The following is a 20,687-nucleotide window of genomic DNA, read 5'->3' on the forward strand; positions in this document are numbered from 1 at the left end:
GACGTATAACGATGGCAGAATATCCACTGCAGCCCCAAAGGTGACGAAAACAGGGTGCCAACAGAACATGCGGCATCCCACCTGTTGGCTTCCGGCCCGCAACGTGGCATAGGGGGAACGCCCCATTGACGGCCTGCACGCCGCGGGTACTGCCGCTTCAGACAGGCAATACCACCATGTCGGTCCGACACGGGCAAATAGCCCCACAGACGGAGAGAGAATGCTTTTCCGATTCGGCAAAAAGGACGACCTGCCCGAAGCGCAGGACACCGTAAACGACCTGCTTGGACAGGCCATCGATACCCGTGCGAAGTTCATCGTCGTAGTCCCGGAAAGAGACACCAAGCCTCATTCGGTGACGTGTTCAGTCGAACATGTCTCACGGGAGAGCATCCTTCTCGACGTCTCGCGCGCCACGGCCCTCAGCACCGGCTGGAAAGGCCGCAAGGTGCAGTGTTTCTTCAGCATCGTCAGGCTTCAGCCGAATCGTTCCGAAACGTTCTACAACTTCTCCGCGACGTTGCTCGACCTGCGCCGTACGAGCAAGGGTGTGCTCATCGAGCTTTCCATGCCCCGCAGCATCGAACCGGGACAGCGACGCAAGAGCCTGAGGATACGCCCGCTGCCATCACTCGTACTGTCCCTTTCCATGTGGCAGAATCCCGAACTTGCGGGCATGATGCAGGAACCGGCAACGGTGCAGGTGCTTCCATCCATCCCCTACCCCAACCTGCTCAAAGTCGGGGGCATCCGCGTTGCCGACATCTCCGCCGGGGGAATGCGTCTTGCCGTTCTGGGAAGTGCCTTGCAGGCACAGACATGGCTGGGCGAAGAGGGGCGACGCCTCATGCACTGTGTTCTCGGTTCTGTGGCCGACCAGCCTGTCCACGAATACTGGTTCAGCGTGACCCGTGCCAACGTCACCCCGGCCCCCTCACTCTCGGATGAAGCCTTCATCGGATTCGAGTTCACTCATGAAGGCAAACCCAACAAGGCCAAAGGACTCGACTGGCTTCCGGTGAAGGATGGCCATGTCCATCGGCTGAGCCGTTGGACGAACGCCGTATACATGCAATACATCCGCAAGGTTGCCACAGACTGAACACACCTGCGCGGGGAGTGGCATTGCCCGACAGGCAATCACCTCCGCAGGGCGGGCGGTTTCTGTTTATGCCGCTTCGCTCCCTCAGTTGGCTTGGGCCATACATGAAAAGGGGCGCCCGCAGGACGCCCCTTCATTTTCCCTTCATTCTGGAGATGGAACGGCGCCGATGCGGGCGTTCCATACGGAGGCTGCGACAGGAACACGGTATGCAGCGTCCTGCCGCTAGAGTCGCGCACCCTTCCCGACGGGGCACACGGCATCAGAGCCCTTTGTCTTGCCTGTACGCGACAAGGTCTTCGACCGTAAGCACAGTCATCCTGTTCCGTTGGGCGAAGTCCACCAGTTGAGGCAAGCGGGCCATCGTGCCGTCGGGGTTCGTCAATTCGCAGAGAACACCATAAGGCTTGAGCCCTGCCAGACGCATGAGGTCGACTGTGGCTTCGGTATGACCGCGTCGTTCCAGCACCCCGCCGGGGCTTGCCCGCAACGGGAACACATGCCCCGGAGAACGCAGGCAGCCGGGACAGGCTGCGTCGTCGATGGCGGCCTTGACCGTACGAACACGGTCTGCGGCCGAAACACCTGTGGTGACGCCCTCTGCGGCTTCGATGCTGATGGTGAACGCCGTTCCCATGCTGCTGGTATTGTGAGCGACCATCATGGGCAGGCCAAGTCTGCTGACGCGCTCTTCGGGAAGGCACAGGCACACGATTCCGCTACATTCGCGTATCATCATGGCCATCTGTGCGGGAGTGAGGGTCTCAGCCGCGAAGATGAGGTCGCCCTCGTTCTCGCGGTCTGCGTCGTCGGCCACGAGAACGCCCTGACCCGTGCGAAGGGCGGCAAGCCCGCGCTCCACACGCTCGTGCGTCGTACCGAACTGTTCAAGGAGATGCTGATTCATGGAATCCCTCCAGTGAGGCATGAACCAGGGCGTAGGGACAGAGGCTCCGTCTATGCGCAAAGCATGAGCCTTTCGCACGGCACGGATGCCACCGCCGCATTCTCTTTCATCCGGACTGTCACCGTCGGCTCTGGTCTCTCACCAGATCTGCTGACCCTCTCCCCGTGGAGAGGCGCTCGTGGGCTTACCGGCATACGCCGGATACCACCGGTGGGGAATTGCACCCCGCCCTGAGAATTGGCGGACTGAACCTACAGCCTGTTCCGCAATCGTGTCAAGCATAGACTTATAGATAAAATATACATCGAGCTATTTTTCGACAACCAGCGCGCGTCATCCACCAAGCCAGCTATCTGAATACACAAATATTGTACGTATCATGGCTTGACTGCACGATTTTGGGAATAGCAACGAACAGACGAAAAAAAGGCCGGACTAATCCGGCCCTGAAGTCCATGCAAGGCATGAAAGGCTCATGCGCAAGCGGTGACAAGTTCGACGAAACTGTCCTCGTCACCGTCATACCTGAGCAATTTGCCTTTCTCCATGTCGAAGAACCAGCCATGCAGCGCAAGAGTCCCCTCCTCCACCCTCTTCGCTATCCACGGGAAGGTAAGCAGGTTCTCAAGCGAGACGAGCAACGCCGCCTGTTCGCAGGCGCGTTCCTGTACTTCCGGCGTTGCATGCGGCAACGATTCGAGTACTTGCATACGCGCCCTTCGGGCTATCCCCATCCATGGCCCTATGAACTCGCCCTGCCCTTCAGCCTGTTGCATGAGCGAATGGATGCCCCCGCAACACGCATGCCCGAGCACGATGATGTGTTCGACGTCAAGGCACGTCACCGCATATTCTATGGCGGCGCTGACCCCGTGGAAATTGGCGTCAGGGCCATAGGGAGGAACGAGGTTGGCGACGTTGCGGATGACGAACAGGTCGCCCGGATTGCAGTCGGTCAGGTGAGCAGGGTCGACACGCGAGTCGCTGCACGCGATGACGAGAGCCCGTGGTGCCTGCCCTTCACGCAAGGATTCGAACAGATTGTGGTCGTGGCAAAAATAGTTACGCTGAAACCGGCGAAAACCGGCGATGAACCTGTCGAGATCCCTCTGTGGCATCGAATGTCCTCTGTCCTGATCGTTAAGCCTGATGGTTTCGCGGCGTCGGCTCCATATGAATGGCCACCCGAGAGATATCACCCAACCTTGCACGCAGGGACTTCTCAAGTCGCGTAGCGGCCTCATGGGCGACCGACACCGGGGTTTCGGGAGACATGCGGCAATGAAAGCTCAACGAAAGCTCATCACCTAGCCGGTGAAGCCGCATGTTGTGACAATCGTCGACGTCAGGCTCTGCGTCAAGCAGGGAGTGCACCACCCCTTCCACAGCAGTGAGCGCCTCATTACTTGCCTCCGGCAGGGCATCCTCGCGAACAGCGACCGGTTCGATATGCGTCACCACCGTGGCTTTGCCCAGCGTTCTCGCAAGGTCGGCTTCGAACGCACTCACCCGCTCATGCGCGACTTCAAGCCGTTCCTCTCCGGCGACCTCTGCATGCAGGTCGACATGCTGTTCTCCGTCGACCAGCATGAACGAAACGGCATGCACGGCAAGCCCGTGTGAAGCGGCAACACCACGGATACGTTCGAGCATCCCCACCTCGTCGGGACTGGCGGGTTCCATGTGTACGATAACGTCGGCTTGGGGAAGCACCGCCTGGAGACGGCGTTCGGCCTGTTCGGAAAGAGTATGAGACGCTTCAAAGCTCATCCCTTGCGGCACGCAAAGCAACAGGTCGACAAATGTGCGAGGCCCACTCTGGCGTACCCGAAGTCGCTCGATGCGGACGATACCCGGCAAATCCTTCAGGGCATCCGCAGCACGCTCGACCTGTTCCTGCGCCCCGCCGTCGAGCAGCACGTCGACAGCGCGTCGACCAAGTTGCAGGCTCACGAAAACGACGATGCACGACACGACGAGTGCCGCGAAGGCATCAGCCCGTTGCAGCACGGCGAACATGAACGAGTCCTGCGGAAAGAACATGGCGGCGCGCAACGCCAGAAGCCCCGCGATGACCACCGCCGAAGACCATACGTCCGTCGAGAAATGCAGGGCGTCGGCTTCCAGTGCCTGACTGTTGTGCTTGCGGGCGACCCGGCGCAGCATGCGTGCACGGGAAATGTCGACGACGATTGAGACGCCCATGACGGCAAGCCCCCATACCGAAGGTTCCACATGAACGGCTTCGAAGAAGAGTCTGTCGACGGCTTCACGCACAATCCAGCCGCAGGTGAGCAACAGCAGTAACGTCTCCACAAGCGCGGAGAGGTTCTCCACCTTGCCGTGCCCGTAGGGATGGTCGGCATCGGCGGGGCGCGACGCCGCACGAACAGCCCAGTAGGTCACGACCGCGGCAACAAGGTCGAGACCGCTATGGGCCGCTTCGGAGAGGATGCCCAGACTGTTGGTGGCGAACCCCACTCCCAGTTTGAGTCCCGTAAGCAGCAAAGCCGCCCCGACGGATGAAAGCGCAGCGATGCGCTTCTCCCTGTCGGCCTCGGCGATATAGGTATAATCGTCTGACATGCTCACTCCGGTAGAATCTGGCATCCGGCGGCGGCGCGCACGAGGCAAGCCGCTCACCCCCATGTCGCGGCTACGAGGCCAATGCCTGCGGGCAGTTCACCTGCTGATGGCATCGACATCGCGTCACGCAATCCTGTAGCACCGGATTCTCTACCACCGGAGAATTTCCATGCAACCTGTGATAATGCATTGCATATTCCATGCACATCGACGACAGGCGCGGCAACACGATACACCGATCGCACCGGAACCTTGCGCATTCGCCATCACACTCGGCTGAACGGTCGCGTGAGGGCGGATACAGGCACGGCAGGACTACCCGTCGGTGGCCAGCACAATCTGTCGCAGCACCATGCCCCGCGCCTCGTCGGGGAGTTCGTCATACGTCACCGGTTGAAACCTGCGGACCTCGATACCTTGAGGTATGCTGACCATGCCGAGGAATTCATCGCGCGGCCGCGTGAAAAGCTCGTAGCCAGACACATAAAGCGTACGGTAGACGATGACCGGTCCGTCATCCCGCGTATCGAGGGCCTCTCCCACAACCTGATAGAAGCGCCCTTTGTAGTGCCTGTAGAACGGGTTCATACACTCCCCATCTTCTGCAACAGTTGTGGTCATCCTGCCCGCTGCTACAGGCAGACCGACAGCCTCATCGCGTCAGCATGGCTTTACGGCACAGGCTCTCACGGTACCCCATGAGATGAAAAGGCATCATCGAACATTCCTGCACCGCAGCTGTGCCATCTTCACCTCGTACCGTCAAAAAAAGGCCGGGACCATTCGGTCCCGGCCCGGTCTGCCATCACTCCAGCACAAGAACGATGAGTTCACGTGGCCCGTGTACGCCGAAGGCCAGTGTCATCTCGATATCTGCCGTCTTCGACGGGCCGGAGATGAGCAGGGCGTTGGTGGGCATGTTCTTTGCCCAGCCCATGTCACGCAAGGCCGAGGCGAATGTGGCGTGTATGGAGTCCGCCTTCAGCAAGGCGATATGGATGGACGGCACCAGCGACAGCAACCTCGGTTCGACGGCGTCGGGCCACAGTATGAGCGTACCGTTTTCGGCAATGCCACCCAACGTGCCGGTGATACCCGCATCCGTATCGAAGAGGGTATCGCGGAACGCCTCGACATCCCCCTCGTACGGGACAAGGGAAGGTGCCGCCTTCCCTTTGAACTTCTTGCGCAAGGCCGCCCCGAACCATGCCTCCGGCCCATAGGCGAGCGTCTTCACATCACGTTCCGAGAGCTTTCCTGCAAGACGGTTGGGCCATTCGGCCTCAGGCATGACATGCACCTCTGCCCGAACGGTCTCCATGCGTTTTTTGAGCAACGGTATCCGTTCCTCGACTGGAATGTCAGCAGCCTGCCATACATCGCCGCACCCGGGCAGCGGCATCGCGGCACGGGCGCAGGCCGCATGAAGCCGCCCAAGAATCCGCTCGCGCGAGGTTGTCGTGCTACTCATGACGGATGCCCTCCTGTCGGGTAAGCTCATGAAGACTCGTGGAAGCGAACCGGGGGGCGGTGCGGACACTCGTCCACGCCTTGAGCGGTCCCACCTTGGGCAGCCGATGCCCGAACCGTCCCAGCACCTTCAAGACGAAGGAATACAGGGCAGGATGGCTGTAGACCATCTCCCACCCTTTCCATACGGCCTTCTCGAACAGGGTGCGCTTGCTTCCTGCGCCTTTCACGACGCCCTCGCCGGGGGGCGCATAACTCTCGCGGCGCAAGCGGCGCAACAGGGCGGGAATGGGAATCCGTACCGGACAGACCTCTTCACACGCGTTGCACAGACTGGATGCCGTGGCGAGCACACCCTTTCGGGCAAGCCCGTCTATCTGCGGGGTGAGAATCTTGCCGATGGGCCCCGGATACACCGAGTCATAGGCATGCCCGCCGATGCGGACATACACCGGGCAATGGTTCAGGCAGGTGCCACAACGGATGCATTGCAGCGTTCTGGACAGCTGCGGGTCGGCCAGCATCCGCGAGCGACCGTTGTCGAGGATGACAAGGTGCACCTCTCGGGGGCCGTCCTTCTCGCCGGGCTTGCGCGGAGAGGTGATGCAGTTCACATAGGTCGTCACCAGCTGACCTGTGGCGGAACCTGTGAGCAACCGGAGAAGGGGCGGCACATCCTCCAGCCTCTCGACCACCTTCTCCAGTCCCATGAGGGCGATATGAACGGGCGGCACCGTTGTGCACATGCGCCCGTTGCCCTCGTTCTCCACCAGCAGCAGCGTCCCTGTCTCGGCGATGGCGAAGTTCACCCCGGAAAGGCCCACCTGCGCGGTACGGAACTTCTCACGTAGCGTCCTGCGGGCGATGGCGTTGAGCTTCTCCACCTCGTCCACATACGGTTCCCCGAGCTTTTCATGGAAGATGCGCGCCACCTGTTGCCTGTTCTTGTGCACGGCGGGCACGATGATGTGAGACGGGGGCTCGTGGTTCAGCTGGATGATGAACTCGCCAAGGTCGGTCTCCAGCGCCTCTATGCCGTGGCGTTCGAGATAGGCATTGAGATGCATCTCTTCGGACACCATGGATTTGCCTTTGACCAGCGTTGTGGCGTCATGGCTGCGCATGATGTCGAGGACTATACGGTTTGCCTCGTCGGTGGTTTCCGCCCAGTGGACGATGATGCCGTTCGCCGTGCACCGGTGTTCAAGCTGTTCAAGAAGGGCTGGCAGCTGCGCGAGAGCACGGCGCTTGTTCGCCTCACCCTGCACTCGCATCCTGTCCAGTTCTTCGGCGTCGGAAAAAACGTTGAGACGCTTGGCCCGGAGACCGTCGAGCGCCGAACGGAAATTGGCCCGCAGTTGCCTGTCGGCCAGAGCGCCCGTGACATTGCCCTTGAAGTCGATGGATGTGCTGCTAGCCATTGATGCGCTCCCACAAGAACGACGCGAGATGCTGCCCCTGTACAGGCACACTCTGCTTCTCCATCGCGCCATTGATGTTCATGAGGCAGCCACAGTCGCCCGAAAGCACTCTGGCAGCCCCGGTAGAACGGATGTTGGCAACCTTGTCCGACACCATCGCACCGGAAAGTTCCGGCTGCTTGATGGAGAACGTGCCGCCAAAGCCGCAACATTCATACTCGTACGGCAGGTCGACCAGTTCCACGTTGGCGAGTTGCCCGATGAGCGTCTTCGCCGCGGCCACGGCACCCATTTCGCGCATGGCATGGCACGACGAATGCCATGTGACCTTGATGGGGGCACCCTTGTCCTCATAGGTCTGGTGCAGGGCATTGCAGAGAAAGTCGCCGAGTTCGAAGACCCGTTCACTGAAGCGCCGTACTTCGAAATAGTCGGGCGCCTCGGCGAAAAGCTCGGGGTAATGGAAGCGCATCATGCCCGCGCATGAGCCAGAGGGAACGACAATGGGCCAATCGTGTGCCGAAAAGGCCTCGACCTGCCGCAAGGCAACGGTTCGAGCCTCGTCGAAGAACCCCGAATTATAGGCAGGTTGCCCACAACAACTCTGGGCGGCAGGAAACACGACCTCCACCCCGGCACGTTGTAGCAGGCGTATCCCTGCCATGCCCGCGTCGGGGAACGACATGTCCACGAGGCAGGTACCGAAGAAATAGACTGTCTTGATGTCTTCAGGGTAGGTATACATGGCTCCTCACTGCGTGCATGGTTCCTCTGTCCACCGTCGGCAACGGATATTCGCCTCATCATACCACGCACACACGGGGGTGTCATCTCGCACGCGCAGCACATGTTGCACGCACAGGCAACTGGCGGTACTACACCGCAGCCCCTTCAATCGCTAATCAAGGAGTACTCCATGCAAGCCACCATATGCATCACCGGAGCAACCGCAGGGTTCGGCGAAGCCTGCGCCCGTCGTTTCGCCGCCGAGGGCTGCCGCCTTATCATCACCGGACGCCGCAAGGAACGCCTTGAAAAACTCGCCGCCGAACTCGGTGAAGACAGGTGCTTGCCGCTGGTCTTCGACGTGCGTGACCGCAAGGCTGTGGAAGCGGCCTTTGCCGCCCTGCCCGAGGCGTTCGCCAACGTGGACGTACTCATCAACAATGCCGGGCTCGCCCTCGGACTCGAACCGGCGCATCGCGCCTCTCTCGAAGACTGGGAGACGATGATAGACACCAACCTCAAGGGGCTCATGTACTGCACCCGCGCCCTGCTACCGGGCATGGTGGAACGCGGCAAGGGACACGTGGTCAACCTCGGTTCCATTGCGGGGTCGTATCCGTACCCCGGCGGGAACACCTACGGAGCGACTAAAGCCTTCGTGATGCAATTCTCCCGCAACCTGCGGGCAGACCTGCACGGAACGGGCGTACGAGTCACCAACATCGAACCGGGACTCGCCGAAAGCGAATTCTCCGTGATACGCTTCAAGGGCGATGCCTCGAAGGCGGCTGGCGTCTACAAGGGCACGGAACCGCTGCGCCCTGTCGACATCGCCGACATCATCCATTTTGCGGTCACATGTCCGGCGCATGTGAACATCAATCGCATCGAAGTCATGCCCACGTGCCAATCCTTCGGTGCACTGCCGGTACACCGGACAGAAGCCGACTAGGCCGCCTGTCGAAGCTAGAAAACAGGCGGGGGAGCGTACATAGTGGCTGCCCCGCCTGACCGTGACGCCCTTTCCCGGTGCCAGCGAATTGCGCCTGTACGGGGGATGAGCATCCGCCCAGACGTCCATGAACGGCGGACGGCGAGGCATTGCAACCGAATGAATCAAGTCCAACGCAACACGAACCCGTCGCCGGAGTCGAGATGGATAACGCCCTCAATATACTCATCAGCACTTGGATCAAGCTTTTCTTCGTTCTCGCACCGTTCTTCGTGCTGACGATGTTTCTTGCGCTGACGCGTTCGTTCACCCCGCAACAGCAACGCCGCACCGCCGTGAAGGTAACCGTCGCCGTCTATGTCATCTGCATGTGTCTCTACTTCTTCGGTGATACCATTTTCGCCATCTTCGGTATCACACTCGATGCCTTCCGCATCGGTGCAGGGGCGTTGCTGTTCCTCTCGGCCGTGAGCCTCGTGCGGGGTCCGCAGCCCGCGCAAGAACCGCTTGCGGAAGGTGACATCAGCGTCGTGCCGCTTGCCATCCCCATCACGGTCGGCCCTGCGACGACGGGTGCACTGATGGTCATGGGGGCGACCGTCCGCACGCCCATGGAACGCGTCATGGGAAGCGTCTCGCTGCTGGCGGCAGTGCTCACCGTGGGAGGACTCCTCTACCTCGCCAACCCCATAGAAAGGATGCTGGGGCGCATTGGCATCTCCATCCTCACCAAACTGACGGGGCTCATTCTGGCTGCACTCGCCGCGCAAATCATCTTCACGGGAATCCGCAACTTTCTCGGCTAGCCGTACCCTGCCTCGGGCGACAATGGATGACATACGGCGCTCAAGCGATGCCGGTCTGTTGCAGAAGACCGTCAGGTGACGTGATACGGGCTCAATGCTCGTGGAACATGGGACGTTGTGTCTTCTGCCCGCGCCCCCTGTCCTGCCGTGCAAGAAGCCTTGCCCTCGCGGGAGACGTGAACACAGTGGCATTGGCATGAATCGGGTACCGAAGCGCCATGAAAAAGCCCCCGGCATGTTGTCATGCCGGGGGCTTCATTCTACCGAATCATCCGGGAGACCCCTGAAGGAAAAACCGCAAGCGGTAACCGTCTCCTCGATTCAGGCCGACTCGGTCAGTGTGACACCAACGGTCTGCGCGTCATCAGTCTCCTGCCAGCTGAAGCGGAGGCAGGCTCGTGGCCTCACCCCGTGGGGCACGTGCCTACCAAGGCGTCGGCCTCCGCAGGGGGCATGAAGAACGCACACAAGGCAATACGCAGACAAACAGCTGAAAGACGGATTCAAGCCGCATCACGTCTGTCTGCAACGGGGTACCGCGACAAACGGGGTGCTGCCATCAACCTCGCGGCAGCGGCCACACGCGGATGCGATTCCGTCCGGCGTCCTTGGCGGCGTAGAGGGCATCGTCGGCGGCATCGACAAGGTTGTCACGAATAGTGGAAGGTGCCCAGTCGGGAGAGATGACCGCAACACCTCCGCTCACTGTAATGGACAGGTCGCGCTGAAGCACGTTGCCGTCTCCGTCGCGTATGGAGAAGAGGTTTCTCTCCAGCGATGCACGCACGTCTTCTGCGACATCTGCTGCACGCAACGCCACCGCCCCTGCGAGCACCACGGCGAACTCCTCGCCACCGTACCGTGCAGGAAAGACAGATCCCGCCGGGTCATCGGCGGAAGTGGCCACACGTGCCAGAGCCTGCCCGACAGTCTGAAGGGCCTGGTCACCGATACGATGCCCATAGACGTCGTTGAAGGTCTTGAAGTGGTCGATATCGAGCATGATGAGCGCCAGAGGACGCCGCATCACATTCCAGTCATCGATGCACTGCAACAGGTGACCGTCAAATGCCCTGCGGTTTGCTATGCCGGTCAGAAAGTCACGGCTCAACAGTTCGTTCATCGACGACGCATCGGCATGGAGAAGATTCTCGACCTCGCGGAACGTGTTGCGCAACACACTGACAATGGTTTCCGGGTCGCCACCGTGCAAGACGGCATCCACGCTTGCCTGCTCAAGACCTTTGACGACACCCTTGCGTTGCTGCAACAATCGTCTGAAATCTTCGACAAGCGTACCGGCTTCGGAGAGTGCCTGCCGCAAACGCTGTTCATACGGGGCGACAAGTATCTCCCTGTCACGCAGAAGAACCTCTTCGAAACGCCTGTCGGAAAAATCACGGTCACGCAGGACGGAAACAAGCAAGTCCTGCACAGCCGCCTTCTGGTTTTCCGTAAGATACGAAAAGTCGGCAAGCCCGCGCATGTAAAGGATAAGCGTGCGCCACTTCTGGTGTCTTGGAACACCGGCCTTGTCGAGGGCCTCGCAGAAGCGCCCCTCCGTGAAAAAATCGCATGAATCCCGGTCGCAACATCCGAAGGACGTAACATCACGCATTATGGCCTCGCAAACATACACTATGCATGGCCCTATACCCCACCCGTTCTCACATTACGCACAGCCGGCCAGATATTGCAAGGCCTTGCCGGAGAAAAGCCAGCCCTGAAAGCATCTTCCGCAGTGGAAAAGTACACCCTGTTACGACTGGCGACCCTACGCCCCTCGGCGCACCCCGGCGAAAAGAACCTGTGACTGTTCCGGTTGCCGACATACTCCCCTGCCGGGAACGATTCGAGCACGACCTTCCAGAATCCTGCCCGCGCATCCATGGCACGACGCTGCGCTGCCAGCAACCGCGCCTGTAGGGCCTGCGGCACATCATCATGGTAGTAGACATACGCGGAGCCCTTCTCCACAAGCACCTCGTTCAGCGAACGCCCGTCAGGCAACCGGACATCGCACAGCCCCCTGCCGTGCCTGTCCTTGCCTGCCCCAACAGGTACGAGAACCAGCGTTGCTTTCCCGGCAATCTCGGCGGCAATCTTTCGGGATGCCTCGGCGTAATACTGGTCCGGGGCCCCATCATGCCCGATTTCCGGGGTATCGATGCCAGCCAGACGCACCTTGCTCGCCCTGTTATAGACGAAGGTATCGCCATCCAGGAACGTCGCCCCGGAAACAACAAGGTTCTGTGCTTCGACTTGCGCGCACAGCACGACAAGCAGCGACACAAGCACATGTGACAGGAATGCAACGATAGTACGTGAACAGATGCTTCGGCGCATATCCTGCCCCGTCTTGGGCCGCACATGCGGCAAGATGCTCGAAATGATGTATTCAGACCTTCAAGGGGCACGATACCTGCCGAAGCCCCCTCCGCAGAATACCCGCACCGATGCTGCCATGTACAAATGGGGCGACCCGAAGGCCGCCCCGAAGTCGATCAGCTCTCGTAGTAGGAACGCAATGTCTGGCTACGGACAGGATGACGGAGCTTGCGCAACGCCTTCGCTTCGATCTGGCGGATACGTTCACGAGTGACGTTGAACAGTTTTCCGACCTCTTCAAGGGTATGGTCTGACTTCTCCCCGATGCCGAAGCGCTTGCGCAGAACCTGTTCCTCGCGGGGGGTCAGGTCGGCCAGCACAGAGGCTATCTGCTCGCCAAGCTTGGTGTTGACCACTTCCTCGGCAGGCGCGACAGCCTTCTTGTCCTCGATGAAATCGCCAAGGCTCGAATCCTCTTCATCGCCGATGGGGGTCTCGAGGGAGATGGGCTCTTTGGCGATCTTCAGCACCTTCTTGACCTTGTCGATGGGGTAGTCCATCCGTTCGGCGATTTCTTCAGGCGTCGGGTCTCGCCCCAGTTCCTGAACGAGATACCGCGAGGTGCGAATGAGCTTGTTGATCGTCTCGATCATGTGGACAGGGATGCGTATGGTACGCGCCTGGTCGGCGATGGCGCGGGTGATGGCCTGCCGTATCCACCATGTGGCGTAGGTGGAGAACTTGTAACCGCGCTGGTATTCGAACTTGTCGACAGCCTTCATGAGGCCGATGTTGCCTTCCTGAATGAGGTCGAGGAACTGCAGACCGCGGTTGGTGTACTTCTTGGCGATGCTCACCACGAGACGCAGGTTCGAGCGGATGAGCTCCTGCTTTGCCCGCATGGCGATGGAGTTGCCACGCTTGATACGCCAAAGCACCTCTTCGAGGTCGTTGACGTTGTGACAGCATTTATCCTGCAGACGGGAAAGGATCTCGATCTTGCCGAGGATCATCTCCTTGAACGAGAACAGTTCTTCGACGGTCATGTTCAGGGCTGCCGAAGCCGCGACCGGGCTGACCTCACGAGCTTCGAGCCCGCTGAACAGCGCCTGTATCTCGGCCTGCGTCTTGCCGGTGGAGAGGATGTACGCAGAGAGGTCGCGCTGGCAGTTGTGCATCTGCCGCACGTAGTCCTCGACAGTCTCGATGATGCGGTCGATGAGCGTCTTCTCGAGCTTGATGTCGCGCAGGCGCGAGACGATGTCTTCCTTGTAGTTCATAATCTCTCGCTGCACAGAAGCCACACGCCGTTCAAGGGTGCAGCATTCATCGAGCTTCGAGTAGACCTTGCGCTTCTTCTTGAACGTGGTGCGAATCTCTTCAAGCAGGAGGATGACGCGCTGCCGCTGGTTCATCTCGTCTTCGCTGGGGTCGTCCTCTTCGATGGTCTTGACGACGTCTTTCAGCTTGATGCGGTTCTGCTTGAGGTCTTCACCGACGTTGACGAGTTCCTCGACGGCGACAGGCACCTCGACAAGGGCGTACAGCACGTCCTGCTCGCCCATTTCGATCTTCTTGGCGATGACGACTTCGCCGTCGCGGTCGAGCAACGGCACCGAACCCATCTCGCGCAGGTACATCCGCACGGGGTCGGTGCTGCGCGACGAATAGTCGACGGTCTCTTCGTCGTCGGAAAGGTCAAGCCCACCCTCCGAAGGTGCCTCCTCCTCCGACTCGCCCGGGGACATGCTGATCTTCTTGCCGTCCTTCTCGGAGTCGACGATGGCGATGTCGAGCTGGTCGAAGATGCCGATGATCTCTTCGATCTGTTCCGGAGTGTTGACCTCAGCAGGCAGGGCCTTGTTGACCTCATCGAAGGTCAAGAAGCCGCTCACCTTACCTTTGGCGATAAGGCTTTTGATCTGCTGAATTTCCTTGATATTACTCATGGGACCTCCCCAACGTTTCCTGCAACGCCCGCAGCAGTTCGATGTCTGCCGCCGGGTCGGACACTCCGCCCATCTGCTGGCGCAGCGCTGCCATGCACGACGCGCTCTGCACCTTCAGTTGCATGTCGGCCAACATATGCCGCACAGCCGCGAGTTCGCCCTCTTCATTGTCGAGAGGGGGTACCTCGCCAGTGCGGCAGCGAATCCAGAACGTCTTTTCCCGTTCCGAGAGGTGGTCGACCACCTCTTCGGCACCATGACGCTCGATCTTGTCCCATAACGTCCGCGCCCATTCGGTACCCAGCACGAGGTCTGCCCCCGCCTCCTGCAACTGCGGCAGGCAATGGGGATACCGCACGGCGAACGTCATTATTTCGCGGTCACGTGATGCATGACCGCGCGCAACCGGCTTCTTCGCCGGGGCGGCTGCGTGCGCTTTGACGCGCTCGGCAAGGCTGTCACGCAACTCTGCCTCGTTGAGGCCGAGTCCGCCCGCAAGCCGCGTTATGTAATACGAAAGCAATTCGGGCTGCTCGACCTGCGCGAGAAACCCTTTCGTCCAGTCAAGCATATCTCGCGGGGCCTGTGCCGCCAGACTCCGCATGCAGAAATCCAGTCCATCAGGGGCCTCGTTCCGTATGCTTTCGAAAGCATCACGCCCGGCCCCGTGCAACAGGCTGTCGATGTCCTCTCCCTGTGGCAGGAGAACGACCTTGCAACGCATCCCGCGCACCAGAAGCATCTCGCAACTGCGCAAGGCTGCCTTGCGCCCCGCGTTGTCGCCGTCGAACAACAATTCAACCGTCGAACAGAAGCCAGAAAGCCGCTTCACCTGTTCGGGCGTGAGCGCCGTACCAAGCACCCCGACGGCGTTGTTGTAGCCGAACTGGTGCAGGGTGAGCACATCCATGTAGCCTTCTGTCAGCATGGCTACCTTGTGCTGCGAGATGGCGCGCCGCGCCTGATACAGTCCGTACAGGTGGTCGCCCTTCTTGTAGATGGGCGAATCGCTACTGTTGATATATTTGGCCTGATCATCCTCGGCGATGATACGCCCGCCGAATGCGATGACCTGTCCGGCAAGACTCTTTATGGGAAAGATCAATCGCCCACGAAACCTGTCATAGGCTCTTCCGCTGTCACTGGTGGCAAGCAGACCCGCCTTGACGGCAAGCCCCTGCGCAAAACCGGCACGCCGCAACGTGTCTGCCAGCGACTGCCATTCGCGCAGACTCCAGCCGAGTTCGAAACTCTCGATGATTTCCGGGGCGATGGCACGCCGCTGCATATAATCGCGACATTCCTGCCCTTCCCGCTTCGCGAGGTTGCCGACGAAATGCGCACGCGCCACGTCATACATCCGCAGACATTGCCGCCGTAGCGACTGTTCCTGCTGCGCCCGCGGGTCGGGCTTCCAGTCGTCGAGTGCCACCCCCGCCTCTTCGGCGAGTTGTTCAAGCGTCTCGCGAAAGTCGAGTCCGTTTATGCGCCCGTAGAAATCGAAGAGGTCACCGGACGCCTGACAACCGAAACAGTAGAAGAACCCCTCCTCCTCGTTGATCGAAAATGAAGGCTTCGTCTCCTGATGGAAAGGACAGGGCGCCATCCAGCGACCACCTGCCCTTCTGAGCTCGACATATCTTCTCGCGATATCGACAAGATTGAGCCGACTCTTTATGGCCTGAACGACACTACCGTCCCTGCGCTTCATGCCAACCTCGCGCCCGAATGAAGCAGCATGGCCTAGCGGAATTCAACAAGCGTCACACCGTCACCGCCCTGGTCCTCCGGAGCGAGGGAGAACGTGGCGATCGCTGGAGACTGGCGCAGATAGGCATGCACCTCCTTGCGAAGCGCACCCGTTCCACGCCCGTGGATGATCTCAAGCACACTTCTGCCCGCAAGCAGCGCATTGTCCACACCCTTTTCCAGTTCGCTCAACGCAACATCAGCACGCATTCCACGCAAGTCAAGACGCATGGGCACAGGCGATGCAGAAACTGTCTGCGTGACGGATGCGCGCGTCTCGGGTCTGGCGTCGCTAGGGGCAAGGTCGCGGGCTTCGGCCCACAGGAACACCCCGCTCATGTCGATGCGAACCCGCGACTTGCGCAGGTCGACCTCAGCCACGACAGCCTTCTTGCCCCACGGACGATGGAACACCGGCTGCCCCTGACGGAGTGTGGCCACATCGACGGAGACGGGCTGTTCCTGTTCGGCTTGGGATTCTGCGGGCTGGGTCGAAAGGGTCTCGCGTACTTTCGAAAGTGCCTTGAGGGTCTGCTTGTGGCTCACCTTTCCGTCTTTCCAGTCGCGCAGCACGCTCTGCGCCTGCGCCTGAATATCCCGGAAGAGGGTCTCGCGCTCACGCGCGAAGCGTTCTTCAAGCTTCATGCGTTTTGCGCGGTACTTCTCCTCTTCGGCACGGAGGGCGTCGAGTTCACGCTCGCGGTCGACCGCAAGGCTATTCAGTCGTGCAACCAGCGCCGAGGTGTCTTCACCGTCAAGCAGCAGATAGTTCTCTGCCCTGCGGAGGACGCTTTCCGGCAGTCCGTGCTCGCGCGCCACGTCAAGGGCCTGACTTGCCCCGACCTGATCGTAGGCGAGTGTGTACAGAGGCTTGCGTGATTTGGGATCGAAGAGCACCGAAGCGGCACGCACCCCTTCGCGGGAGAGCGCATAGGCCTTCAGTGCCGGGAAGTGCGTGGCGGCGATGACCGAGGCACCATGCGCCATGAGTTCATCAAGTACCGCCTGTGCGAGCGCGGCACCCTGCGCAGGGTCGGTGCCCGCACCGAATTCATCGAGGATGACGAGCGTGCTGTCATCGAGCCCGTCCCACACCCGCCCGAGATGGGTTATCTGGGCCGTGAAGGTGCTCACATGGTCTTCGAGACTCTGTTCATCGCCGATGAAGGCATGCACAGTCGTCCATGCGGGCAGTGAACTGCCGGGGGCTGCGGGCACGGGAAGAGCGGACAGGGCCATCAGCGTGATGAGTCCGGCGGTCTTCAGCGACACCGTCTTGCCGCCCGCGTTGCCACCGCTGATGACGAGGCAGCGCTGTCCGTCGCCGAGGGCGATGTCCACGGGCTGCACAGCGTGACCGGCGAGCACGAGAAGCGGATGCCGGGCCTTGCGCAGGTCGAGTGTCCGCCCCGACTCCATGCGCACCACGCTGCCATCGAAGGCAGCCGCGAGGGCACATTTGGCAAGCAGCACATCGGCAGTCACAAGCAGGTCGAAGGCAGCACGCACGCCAGCGAGTTCGCCGCGAACGAGGTCGGTGAGATAGGTGAGCACCTTGCGCTCTTCGGCCCTCTCCTCACGCTTGAGTTCCTGCAACCTGTTGTTGACCTCGACGAGGAACATGGGCTCGAAGTAGCAGGTCTCACCCGTCTGCGAATAGTCGTGGATGATGCCCTGCAGCCGTCCCTTGAAGTTCGACTTGAGAGGCAGCACGTACCTGTCGGACGAGAGGGTCATGAACTCGTCCTGAAGGTAATGGAGGATGTTGTACTGTTGGGCGTAGTCCTTGACCTTGCGCGTGCACTGCTGGTGCAACCTGCGAATCTCCTGCCTTGCGAGCAGAAGTTCTGGCGAGCTTTCATCGCGCAGCAGGCCGTCTTCGGAGACACAACGCTCAAGACCGGACACGGACCGCAAGGGTAGCGGGGTACGCAGAGTGAGCGTCGAAAGGGTCTCCCAACGCCCTGCGGTGGCAGCGCCTTCGGCTACCGAAGTCACAAGGGCGCGCGCCTGCGTGAGCATCTGCCGGAGAGCCCATAGCGCCTCAAGGTCGAGAACGGCACTCTGCCCTTCCAGGTAGCGGAAGACCCCGCCCAGCGGAGGAAAGACCGACAGACGGAAGCCGGTATGCTCACTCCAGCGGCGTGCATCCTCAAGCAGAGCGGTAGCGTCGGCAAGCGCATCGGAACCGGGGCACGGTGCAAGGGCCAGACAGGCCTCGCGACCGGCTTCGGAGACGCAGTATCGCGCCAGATGGTGCAATACCTTGTCGTATTCGAGTGCACGCAGGGTGCGGGCTTCAAGTGTCACTGACTGCTAGCCCGCCTGCAGACGTGCGCGAACGGCCGAACTGAGTTCCTTGCCGTCTACGCGCCCCTTGTGCTCATCCATGATGGCGCTCATCACACGCCCCATGTCCTTCATGGAGGTCGCACCAGAGGCGGCAACGGCGGATTCGATGGCTGCGGAAAGCTCTTCGCCGGTGAGCGGCTGGGGCAGATACTCGCGAATGACCCCAAGCTCCGCATCTTCCTTGTCAGCGAGGTCATCCCGTCCTGCGGCACGGAACTGCTCGATGGAGTCGACCCGCTGCTTGGCCTGCTTGGTGAGCAGGTCGAGCATTTCGGCCTCTTCCACAGGGCGGCGCAACTCGACCTGAAGGTTCTTGGCGGCGGTCTTGAGCAGTCGCAACACGCCAAGGCGAAGGGCATCCTTGGCCTTGTAGGCGACAACGTAGTCTTTTTCCAGACGTTCGATGAGTGTCATGTGGCACCTGGGTGGTTGGATGAAACGAGACACGGGAAACCCGGATGGATCCGGGCTTCCCGTTCAATGCGTGCGTCAAGCCCGACCCCAGGCCGGAACCGGGAGACGGGACGGCTTACGCCATGTTCATCTTCCTGATCTTCTTGAGGAGGCGCTTGCGGGCCGCAGCCTTCTTCTTCTTGCGCATCACGCTGGGCTTCTCGTAGTGCTGGCGCTTCTTCATTTCAGAAAGAATGCCAGCCTTCTCGACCTGCTTCTTGAAGCGGCGCAGAGCGATGTCGAAGTTGTAGTCGTCCTCATTGAGGTAGACACCGGGCAAAGAAATCACCTCCCATCACAGAAAATCGGCCCCACAAGGGGCAAGAGGGTTACATAGTGCACCCTCGAAAAAAAGGCAAGCCCCGGATGGCGGGGCCTGCCCACTCGTCGTGTCGCCTAATGATGGCTACCGTGACAGTCCTTGGCGCAATCGCGCATGGACTTGAGCATGACGTAACCGACGCCGCTCAGGATAACAAAGAGCACGGCATACAGCACACCGAAGAAGATGGCGTGGTCGGGCATCCACCAGGGGATGTCCTGCGGAAGGGGGCTCTGGATCGTTTCGCCATGAATGGCCCACTGCAGAGGTTCGAGCATCGGCTTCTCCTTACTTCACCGCGTCCTTGAGCGTCTTGCCGGGGCGGAACTTGACGACCTTGGAAGCGGGGATCTTGATTTCTGCGCCGGTGCGGGGGTTGCGTCCCTTGCGCTCCTGACGCGATTCGACGGCGAACGTGCCGAAGCCGGTGAGCGTCAGCTTGCCTTCACTGGCCAGAACATCCTTCACCGCGTCGAGGAACGCATTGAGGGAACGCTCGGCACTGGCTTTCGTCAGATTGGCCTTCGCTGCAATCTTGTCAACCAGGTCAGCCTTTGTCATCTGCCTTGTCCTCCTCTCCTTCGGGGGGTTACTTCAGCCATGAACATAGCGAGGCAGAGGTGACAGACGGTCGGGCCTGCCGCCAGCCGCGCCCTTGCGCTTTTTTTCCCAAACCACAAATGGGCTTACCAGATGCGGCCACGCCGCGCAACAACCACAATCAACGGAACAATCATCGAAAACACGATTCTACCAATCAAGTCAAGCGATAGCCGACATGGCAACGGCTTCTCCCAATGCGATGAAACGCTCCGGAGACAGCGTCTCGGGACGCGCGGCGGGGTCGATGCCAAGCCCTGCGAGAAGGGCAGAGGCATCACCACCCACATGAGGCCTCAATATCCCCTGCAACTGCTTGCGGCGCTGCTGGAAACAGAGGCGCAACACACGGGCCAGGCGCTTCGACTGGACGGCATCGGGCCTGTCGGTACGCGGGGTGAAGGCAAGCACCGCCGAATCGACCTTGGGACGGGGCGTGAAGACATGCGGCGGCACAACGAAGCACCACTCCGGCTTCGTGAAGCACTGCAGCCACACGGAAAGCGCCCCGTACTGCCGGCTGCCCGGTGCGGCAACGATACGCTCACCCACCTCCTTCTGGATCATGAACGAGGCGCGGAGGAGACCGGGCGCACGACTGCATATGTCCCACATGAGCGGTGAGGCGACATTGTAGGGCAGATTGCCGATGACCTTCCACGGATGCGCCGCATCGAGCCTTTCCCATGGGAAGAGCAAGGCATCCGTCAAGACCACCTGTGCTTCGGGAGTACCCGCCAATGGATGAAGGCGATGCTCGCGTGCCCAGTGATGGTCCTTCTCAAGCAGAAAGAGACGGGCGGGCCCGGCGGCATGGATATGCCGTGTCAACGCCCCCGGCCCGGGGCCGATTTCGATCACCCAGTCATCGGGCCCAATATGCAACTGCGCGGCGATGCGTGCGGCGATGTTCCTGTCCTTGAGGAAGTTCTGGCCAAGGCTCTTCTTCGCACGAGGGGGCATG

At 60.5% G+C, this 20,687-nt stretch carries 20 protein-coding genes and 1 riboswitch; of the genes, 3 read left to right on the forward strand and 17 right to left on the reverse strand.

Annotated elements, in window-relative coordinates:
• Window positions 1–220: 220 nt before the first annotated feature.
• Entirely contained in the window at window positions 221–1,102 is an 882-nt protein-coding gene (locus DVU_RS08425; protein ID WP_010939062.1) for a PilZ domain-containing protein, read from the forward strand.
• A gap of 262 nt (window positions 1,103–1,364) precedes the next feature.
• Here the strand turns inward: DVU_RS08425 and ribB are convergent, their stop codons facing one another.
• The 7 genes from ribB to DVU_RS08460 all read right to left on the reverse strand — a co-directional run bounded on the left by ribB (window position 1,365) and on the right by DVU_RS08460 (window position 8,231).
• Complete coding sequence (gene ribB, locus DVU_RS08430; RefSeq protein ID WP_010939063.1) at window positions 1,365–2,009, reverse strand: 3,4-dihydroxy-2-butanone-4-phosphate synthase; 645 nt, start codon at window positions 2,007–2,009, stop codon at window positions 1,365–1,367.
• A gap of 94 nt (window positions 2,010–2,103) precedes the next feature.
• A riboswitch (FMN riboswitch) is annotated at window positions 2,104–2,251 on the reverse strand.
• A 231-nt stretch (window positions 2,252–2,482) separates the two neighbouring features.
• On the reverse strand, window positions 2,483–3,127 hold the full coding sequence (locus DVU_RS08435) for a carbonic anhydrase (protein ID WP_011792222.1): 645 nt from the start codon (window positions 3,125–3,127) through the stop codon (window positions 2,483–2,485).
• A 22-nt stretch (window positions 3,128–3,149) separates the two neighbouring features.
• Entirely contained in the window at window positions 3,150–4,595 is a 1,446-nt protein-coding gene (locus tag DVU_RS08440) for a cation-efflux pump (RefSeq protein WP_010939066.1), read from the reverse strand.
• Between the two features lie 315 nt (window positions 4,596–4,910).
• On the reverse strand, window positions 4,911–5,183 hold the full coding sequence (locus DVU_RS08445) for a DUF1653 domain-containing protein (RefSeq protein WP_223295152.1): 273 nt from the start codon (window positions 5,181–5,183) through the stop codon (window positions 4,911–4,913).
• Between the two features lie 217 nt (window positions 5,184–5,400).
• Window positions 5,401–6,066 carry a LutC/YkgG family protein gene (locus DVU_RS08450; RefSeq protein WP_010939069.1) on the reverse strand — a complete coding sequence of 222 codons (666 nt, stop codon included), beginning with the start codon at window positions 6,064–6,066 and terminating at the stop codon, window positions 5,401–5,403.
• Window positions 6,059–7,486: a LutB/LldF family L-lactate oxidation iron-sulfur protein gene (locus DVU_RS08455; protein WP_010939070.1), complete on the reverse strand. Its 1,428-nt coding sequence runs from the start codon at window positions 7,484–7,486 to the stop codon at window positions 6,059–6,061. Before DVU_RS08455 ends, DVU_RS08450 begins: the two co-directional genes overlap by 8 nt.
• Entirely contained in the window at window positions 7,479–8,231 is a 753-nt protein-coding gene (locus tag DVU_RS08460) for a (Fe-S)-binding protein (protein WP_010939071.1), read from the reverse strand. The genes DVU_RS08455 and DVU_RS08460 overlap by 8 nt, the downstream gene beginning before the upstream one ends.
• A gap of 171 nt (window positions 8,232–8,402) precedes the next feature.
• Here DVU_RS08460 and DVU_RS08465 point away from each other — a divergent pair, with 171 nt between their 5' ends.
• Together DVU_RS08465 and DVU_RS08470 are read left to right on the forward strand one after the other, a co-directional pair.
• On the forward strand, window positions 8,403–9,164 hold the full coding sequence (locus tag DVU_RS08465; RefSeq protein ID WP_010939072.1) for an SDR family oxidoreductase: 762 nt from the start codon (window positions 8,403–8,405) through the stop codon (window positions 9,162–9,164).
• A gap of 203 nt (window positions 9,165–9,367) precedes the next feature.
• Window positions 9,368–9,970, forward strand: a complete 603-nt coding sequence (locus DVU_RS08470) for a MarC family protein (RefSeq protein ID WP_010939073.1) — start codon at window positions 9,368–9,370, stop codon at window positions 9,968–9,970.
• Window positions 9,971–10,529: 559 nt separating this feature from the next.
• Here the strand turns inward: DVU_RS08470 and DVU_RS08475 are convergent.
• The 10 genes from DVU_RS08475 to rsmA form a co-directional block, all read right to left on the reverse strand.
• Window positions 10,530–11,588, reverse strand: a complete 1,059-nt coding sequence (locus DVU_RS08475) for a GGDEF domain-containing protein (protein ID WP_010939074.1) — start codon at window positions 11,586–11,588, stop codon at window positions 10,530–10,532.
• A 32-nt stretch (window positions 11,589–11,620) separates the two neighbouring features.
• Window positions 11,621–12,316 (reverse strand): thermonuclease family protein, encoded by a 696-nt coding sequence (locus tag DVU_RS08480; protein ID WP_041722621.1) that lies wholly within the window; start codon window positions 12,314–12,316, stop codon window positions 11,621–11,623.
• A 158-nt stretch (window positions 12,317–12,474) separates the two neighbouring features.
• Window positions 12,475–14,247, reverse strand: coding sequence for an RNA polymerase sigma factor RpoD (gene rpoD, locus DVU_RS08485; protein ID WP_010939076.1), 1,773 nt, complete (start codon window positions 14,245–14,247; stop codon window positions 12,475–12,477).
• Window positions 14,240–15,958, reverse strand: coding sequence for a DNA primase (gene dnaG, locus DVU_RS08490; RefSeq protein ID WP_010939077.1), 1,719 nt, complete (start codon window positions 15,956–15,958; stop codon window positions 14,240–14,242). The genes rpoD and dnaG overlap by 8 nt, the downstream gene beginning before the upstream one ends.
• Before the next feature lie 32 nt (window positions 15,959–15,990).
• Window positions 15,991–18,306, reverse strand: coding sequence for an endonuclease MutS2 (locus tag DVU_RS08495; RefSeq protein WP_010939078.1), 2,316 nt, complete (start codon window positions 18,304–18,306; stop codon window positions 15,991–15,993).
• Between the two features lie 6 nt (window positions 18,307–18,312).
• The gene (locus DVU_RS08500) at window positions 18,313–18,762 is read right to left on the reverse strand and encodes a GatB/YqeY domain-containing protein (protein WP_010939079.1); all 450 of its coding nucleotides are present in this window, start codon (window positions 18,760–18,762) and stop codon (window positions 18,313–18,315) included.
• A gap of 115 nt (window positions 18,763–18,877) precedes the next feature.
• Window positions 18,878–19,081, reverse strand: a complete 204-nt coding sequence (rpsU, locus tag DVU_RS08505) for a 30S ribosomal protein S21 (RefSeq protein WP_010939080.1) — start codon at window positions 19,079–19,081, stop codon at window positions 18,878–18,880.
• Window positions 19,082–19,197: 116 nt separating this feature from the next.
• The gene (locus DVU_RS08510; protein ID WP_010939082.1) at window positions 19,198–19,401 is read right to left on the reverse strand and encodes a hypothetical protein; all 204 of its coding nucleotides are present in this window, start codon (window positions 19,399–19,401) and stop codon (window positions 19,198–19,200) included.
• A gap of 10 nt (window positions 19,402–19,411) precedes the next feature.
• Window positions 19,412–19,684 (reverse strand): HU family DNA-binding protein, encoded by a 273-nt coding sequence (locus tag DVU_RS08515; RefSeq protein WP_010939083.1) that lies wholly within the window; start codon window positions 19,682–19,684, stop codon window positions 19,412–19,414.
• Window positions 19,685–19,885: 201 nt separating this feature from the next.
• Window positions 19,886–20,686: a 16S rRNA (adenine(1518)-N(6)/adenine(1519)-N(6))-dimethyltransferase RsmA gene (gene rsmA / locus DVU_RS08520; protein WP_041722933.1), complete on the reverse strand. Its 801-nt coding sequence runs from the start codon at window positions 20,684–20,686 to the stop codon at window positions 19,886–19,888.
• Window position 20,687: the final 1 nt, after the last annotated feature.

It is taken from the genome of Nitratidesulfovibrio vulgaris str. Hildenborough (assembly GCF_000195755.1).
GTDB lineage: Bacteria > Desulfobacterota > Desulfovibrionia > Desulfovibrionales > Desulfovibrionaceae > Nitratidesulfovibrio > Nitratidesulfovibrio vulgaris.

Excerpts from the sequence above, each read along its gene's own strand:
- DVU_RS08425 (WP_010939062.1), top strand. The coding sequence starts at position 221 with ATGCTTTTCCGATTCGGCAAAAAGGACGACCTGCCCGAAGCGCAGGAC.
- ribB (WP_010939063.1), bottom strand. The coding sequence starts at position 2,009 with ATGAATCAGCATCTCCTTGAACAGTTCGGTACGACGCACGAGCGTGTG.
- DVU_RS08435 (WP_011792222.1), bottom strand. The coding sequence starts at position 3,127 with ATGCCACAGAGGGATCTCGACAGGTTCATCGCCGGTTTTCGCCGGTTT.
- DVU_RS08440 (WP_010939066.1), bottom strand. The coding sequence starts at position 4,595 with ATGTCAGACGATTATACCTATATCGCCGAGGCCGACAGGGAGAAGCGC.
- DVU_RS08445 (WP_223295152.1), bottom strand. The coding sequence starts at position 5,183 with ATGAACCCGTTCTACAGGCACTACAAAGGGCGCTTCTATCAGGTTGTG.
- DVU_RS08450 (WP_010939069.1), bottom strand. The coding sequence starts at position 6,066 with ATGAGTAGCACGACAACCTCGCGCGAGCGGATTCTTGGGCGGCTTCAT.
- DVU_RS08455 (WP_010939070.1), bottom strand. The coding sequence starts at position 7,486 with ATGGCTAGCAGCACATCCATCGACTTCAAGGGCAATGTCACGGGCGCT.
- DVU_RS08460 (WP_010939071.1), bottom strand. The coding sequence starts at position 8,231 with ATGTATACCTACCCTGAAGACATCAAGACAGTCTATTTCTTCGGTACC.
- DVU_RS08465 (WP_010939072.1), top strand. The coding sequence starts at position 8,403 with ATGCAAGCCACCATATGCATCACCGGAGCAACCGCAGGGTTCGGCGAA.
- DVU_RS08470 (WP_010939073.1), top strand. The coding sequence starts at position 9,368 with ATGGATAACGCCCTCAATATACTCATCAGCACTTGGATCAAGCTTTTC.
- DVU_RS08475 (WP_010939074.1), bottom strand. The coding sequence starts at position 11,588 with ATGCGTGATGTTACGTCCTTCGGATGTTGCGACCGGGATTCATGCGAT.
- DVU_RS08480 (WP_041722621.1), bottom strand. The coding sequence starts at position 12,316 with ATGCGCCGAAGCATCTGTTCACGTACTATCGTTGCATTCCTGTCACAT.
- rpoD (WP_010939076.1), bottom strand. The coding sequence starts at position 14,247 with ATGAGTAATATCAAGGAAATTCAGCAGATCAAAAGCCTTATCGCCAAA.
- dnaG (WP_010939077.1), bottom strand. The coding sequence starts at position 15,958 with ATGAAGCGCAGGGACGGTAGTGTCGTTCAGGCCATAAAGAGTCGGCTC.
- DVU_RS08500 (WP_010939079.1), bottom strand. The coding sequence starts at position 18,762 with ATGACACTCATCGAACGTCTGGAAAAAGACTACGTTGTCGCCTACAAG.
- DVU_RS08510 (WP_010939082.1), bottom strand. The coding sequence starts at position 19,401 with ATGCTCGAACCTCTGCAGTGGGCCATTCATGGCGAAACGATCCAGAGC.
- DVU_RS08515 (WP_010939083.1), bottom strand. The coding sequence starts at position 19,684 with ATGACAAAGGCTGACCTGGTTGACAAGATTGCAGCGAAGGCCAATCTG.
- rsmA (WP_041722933.1), bottom strand. The coding sequence starts at position 20,686 with ATGCCCCCTCGTGCGAAGAAGAGCCTTGGCCAGAACTTCCTCAAGGAC.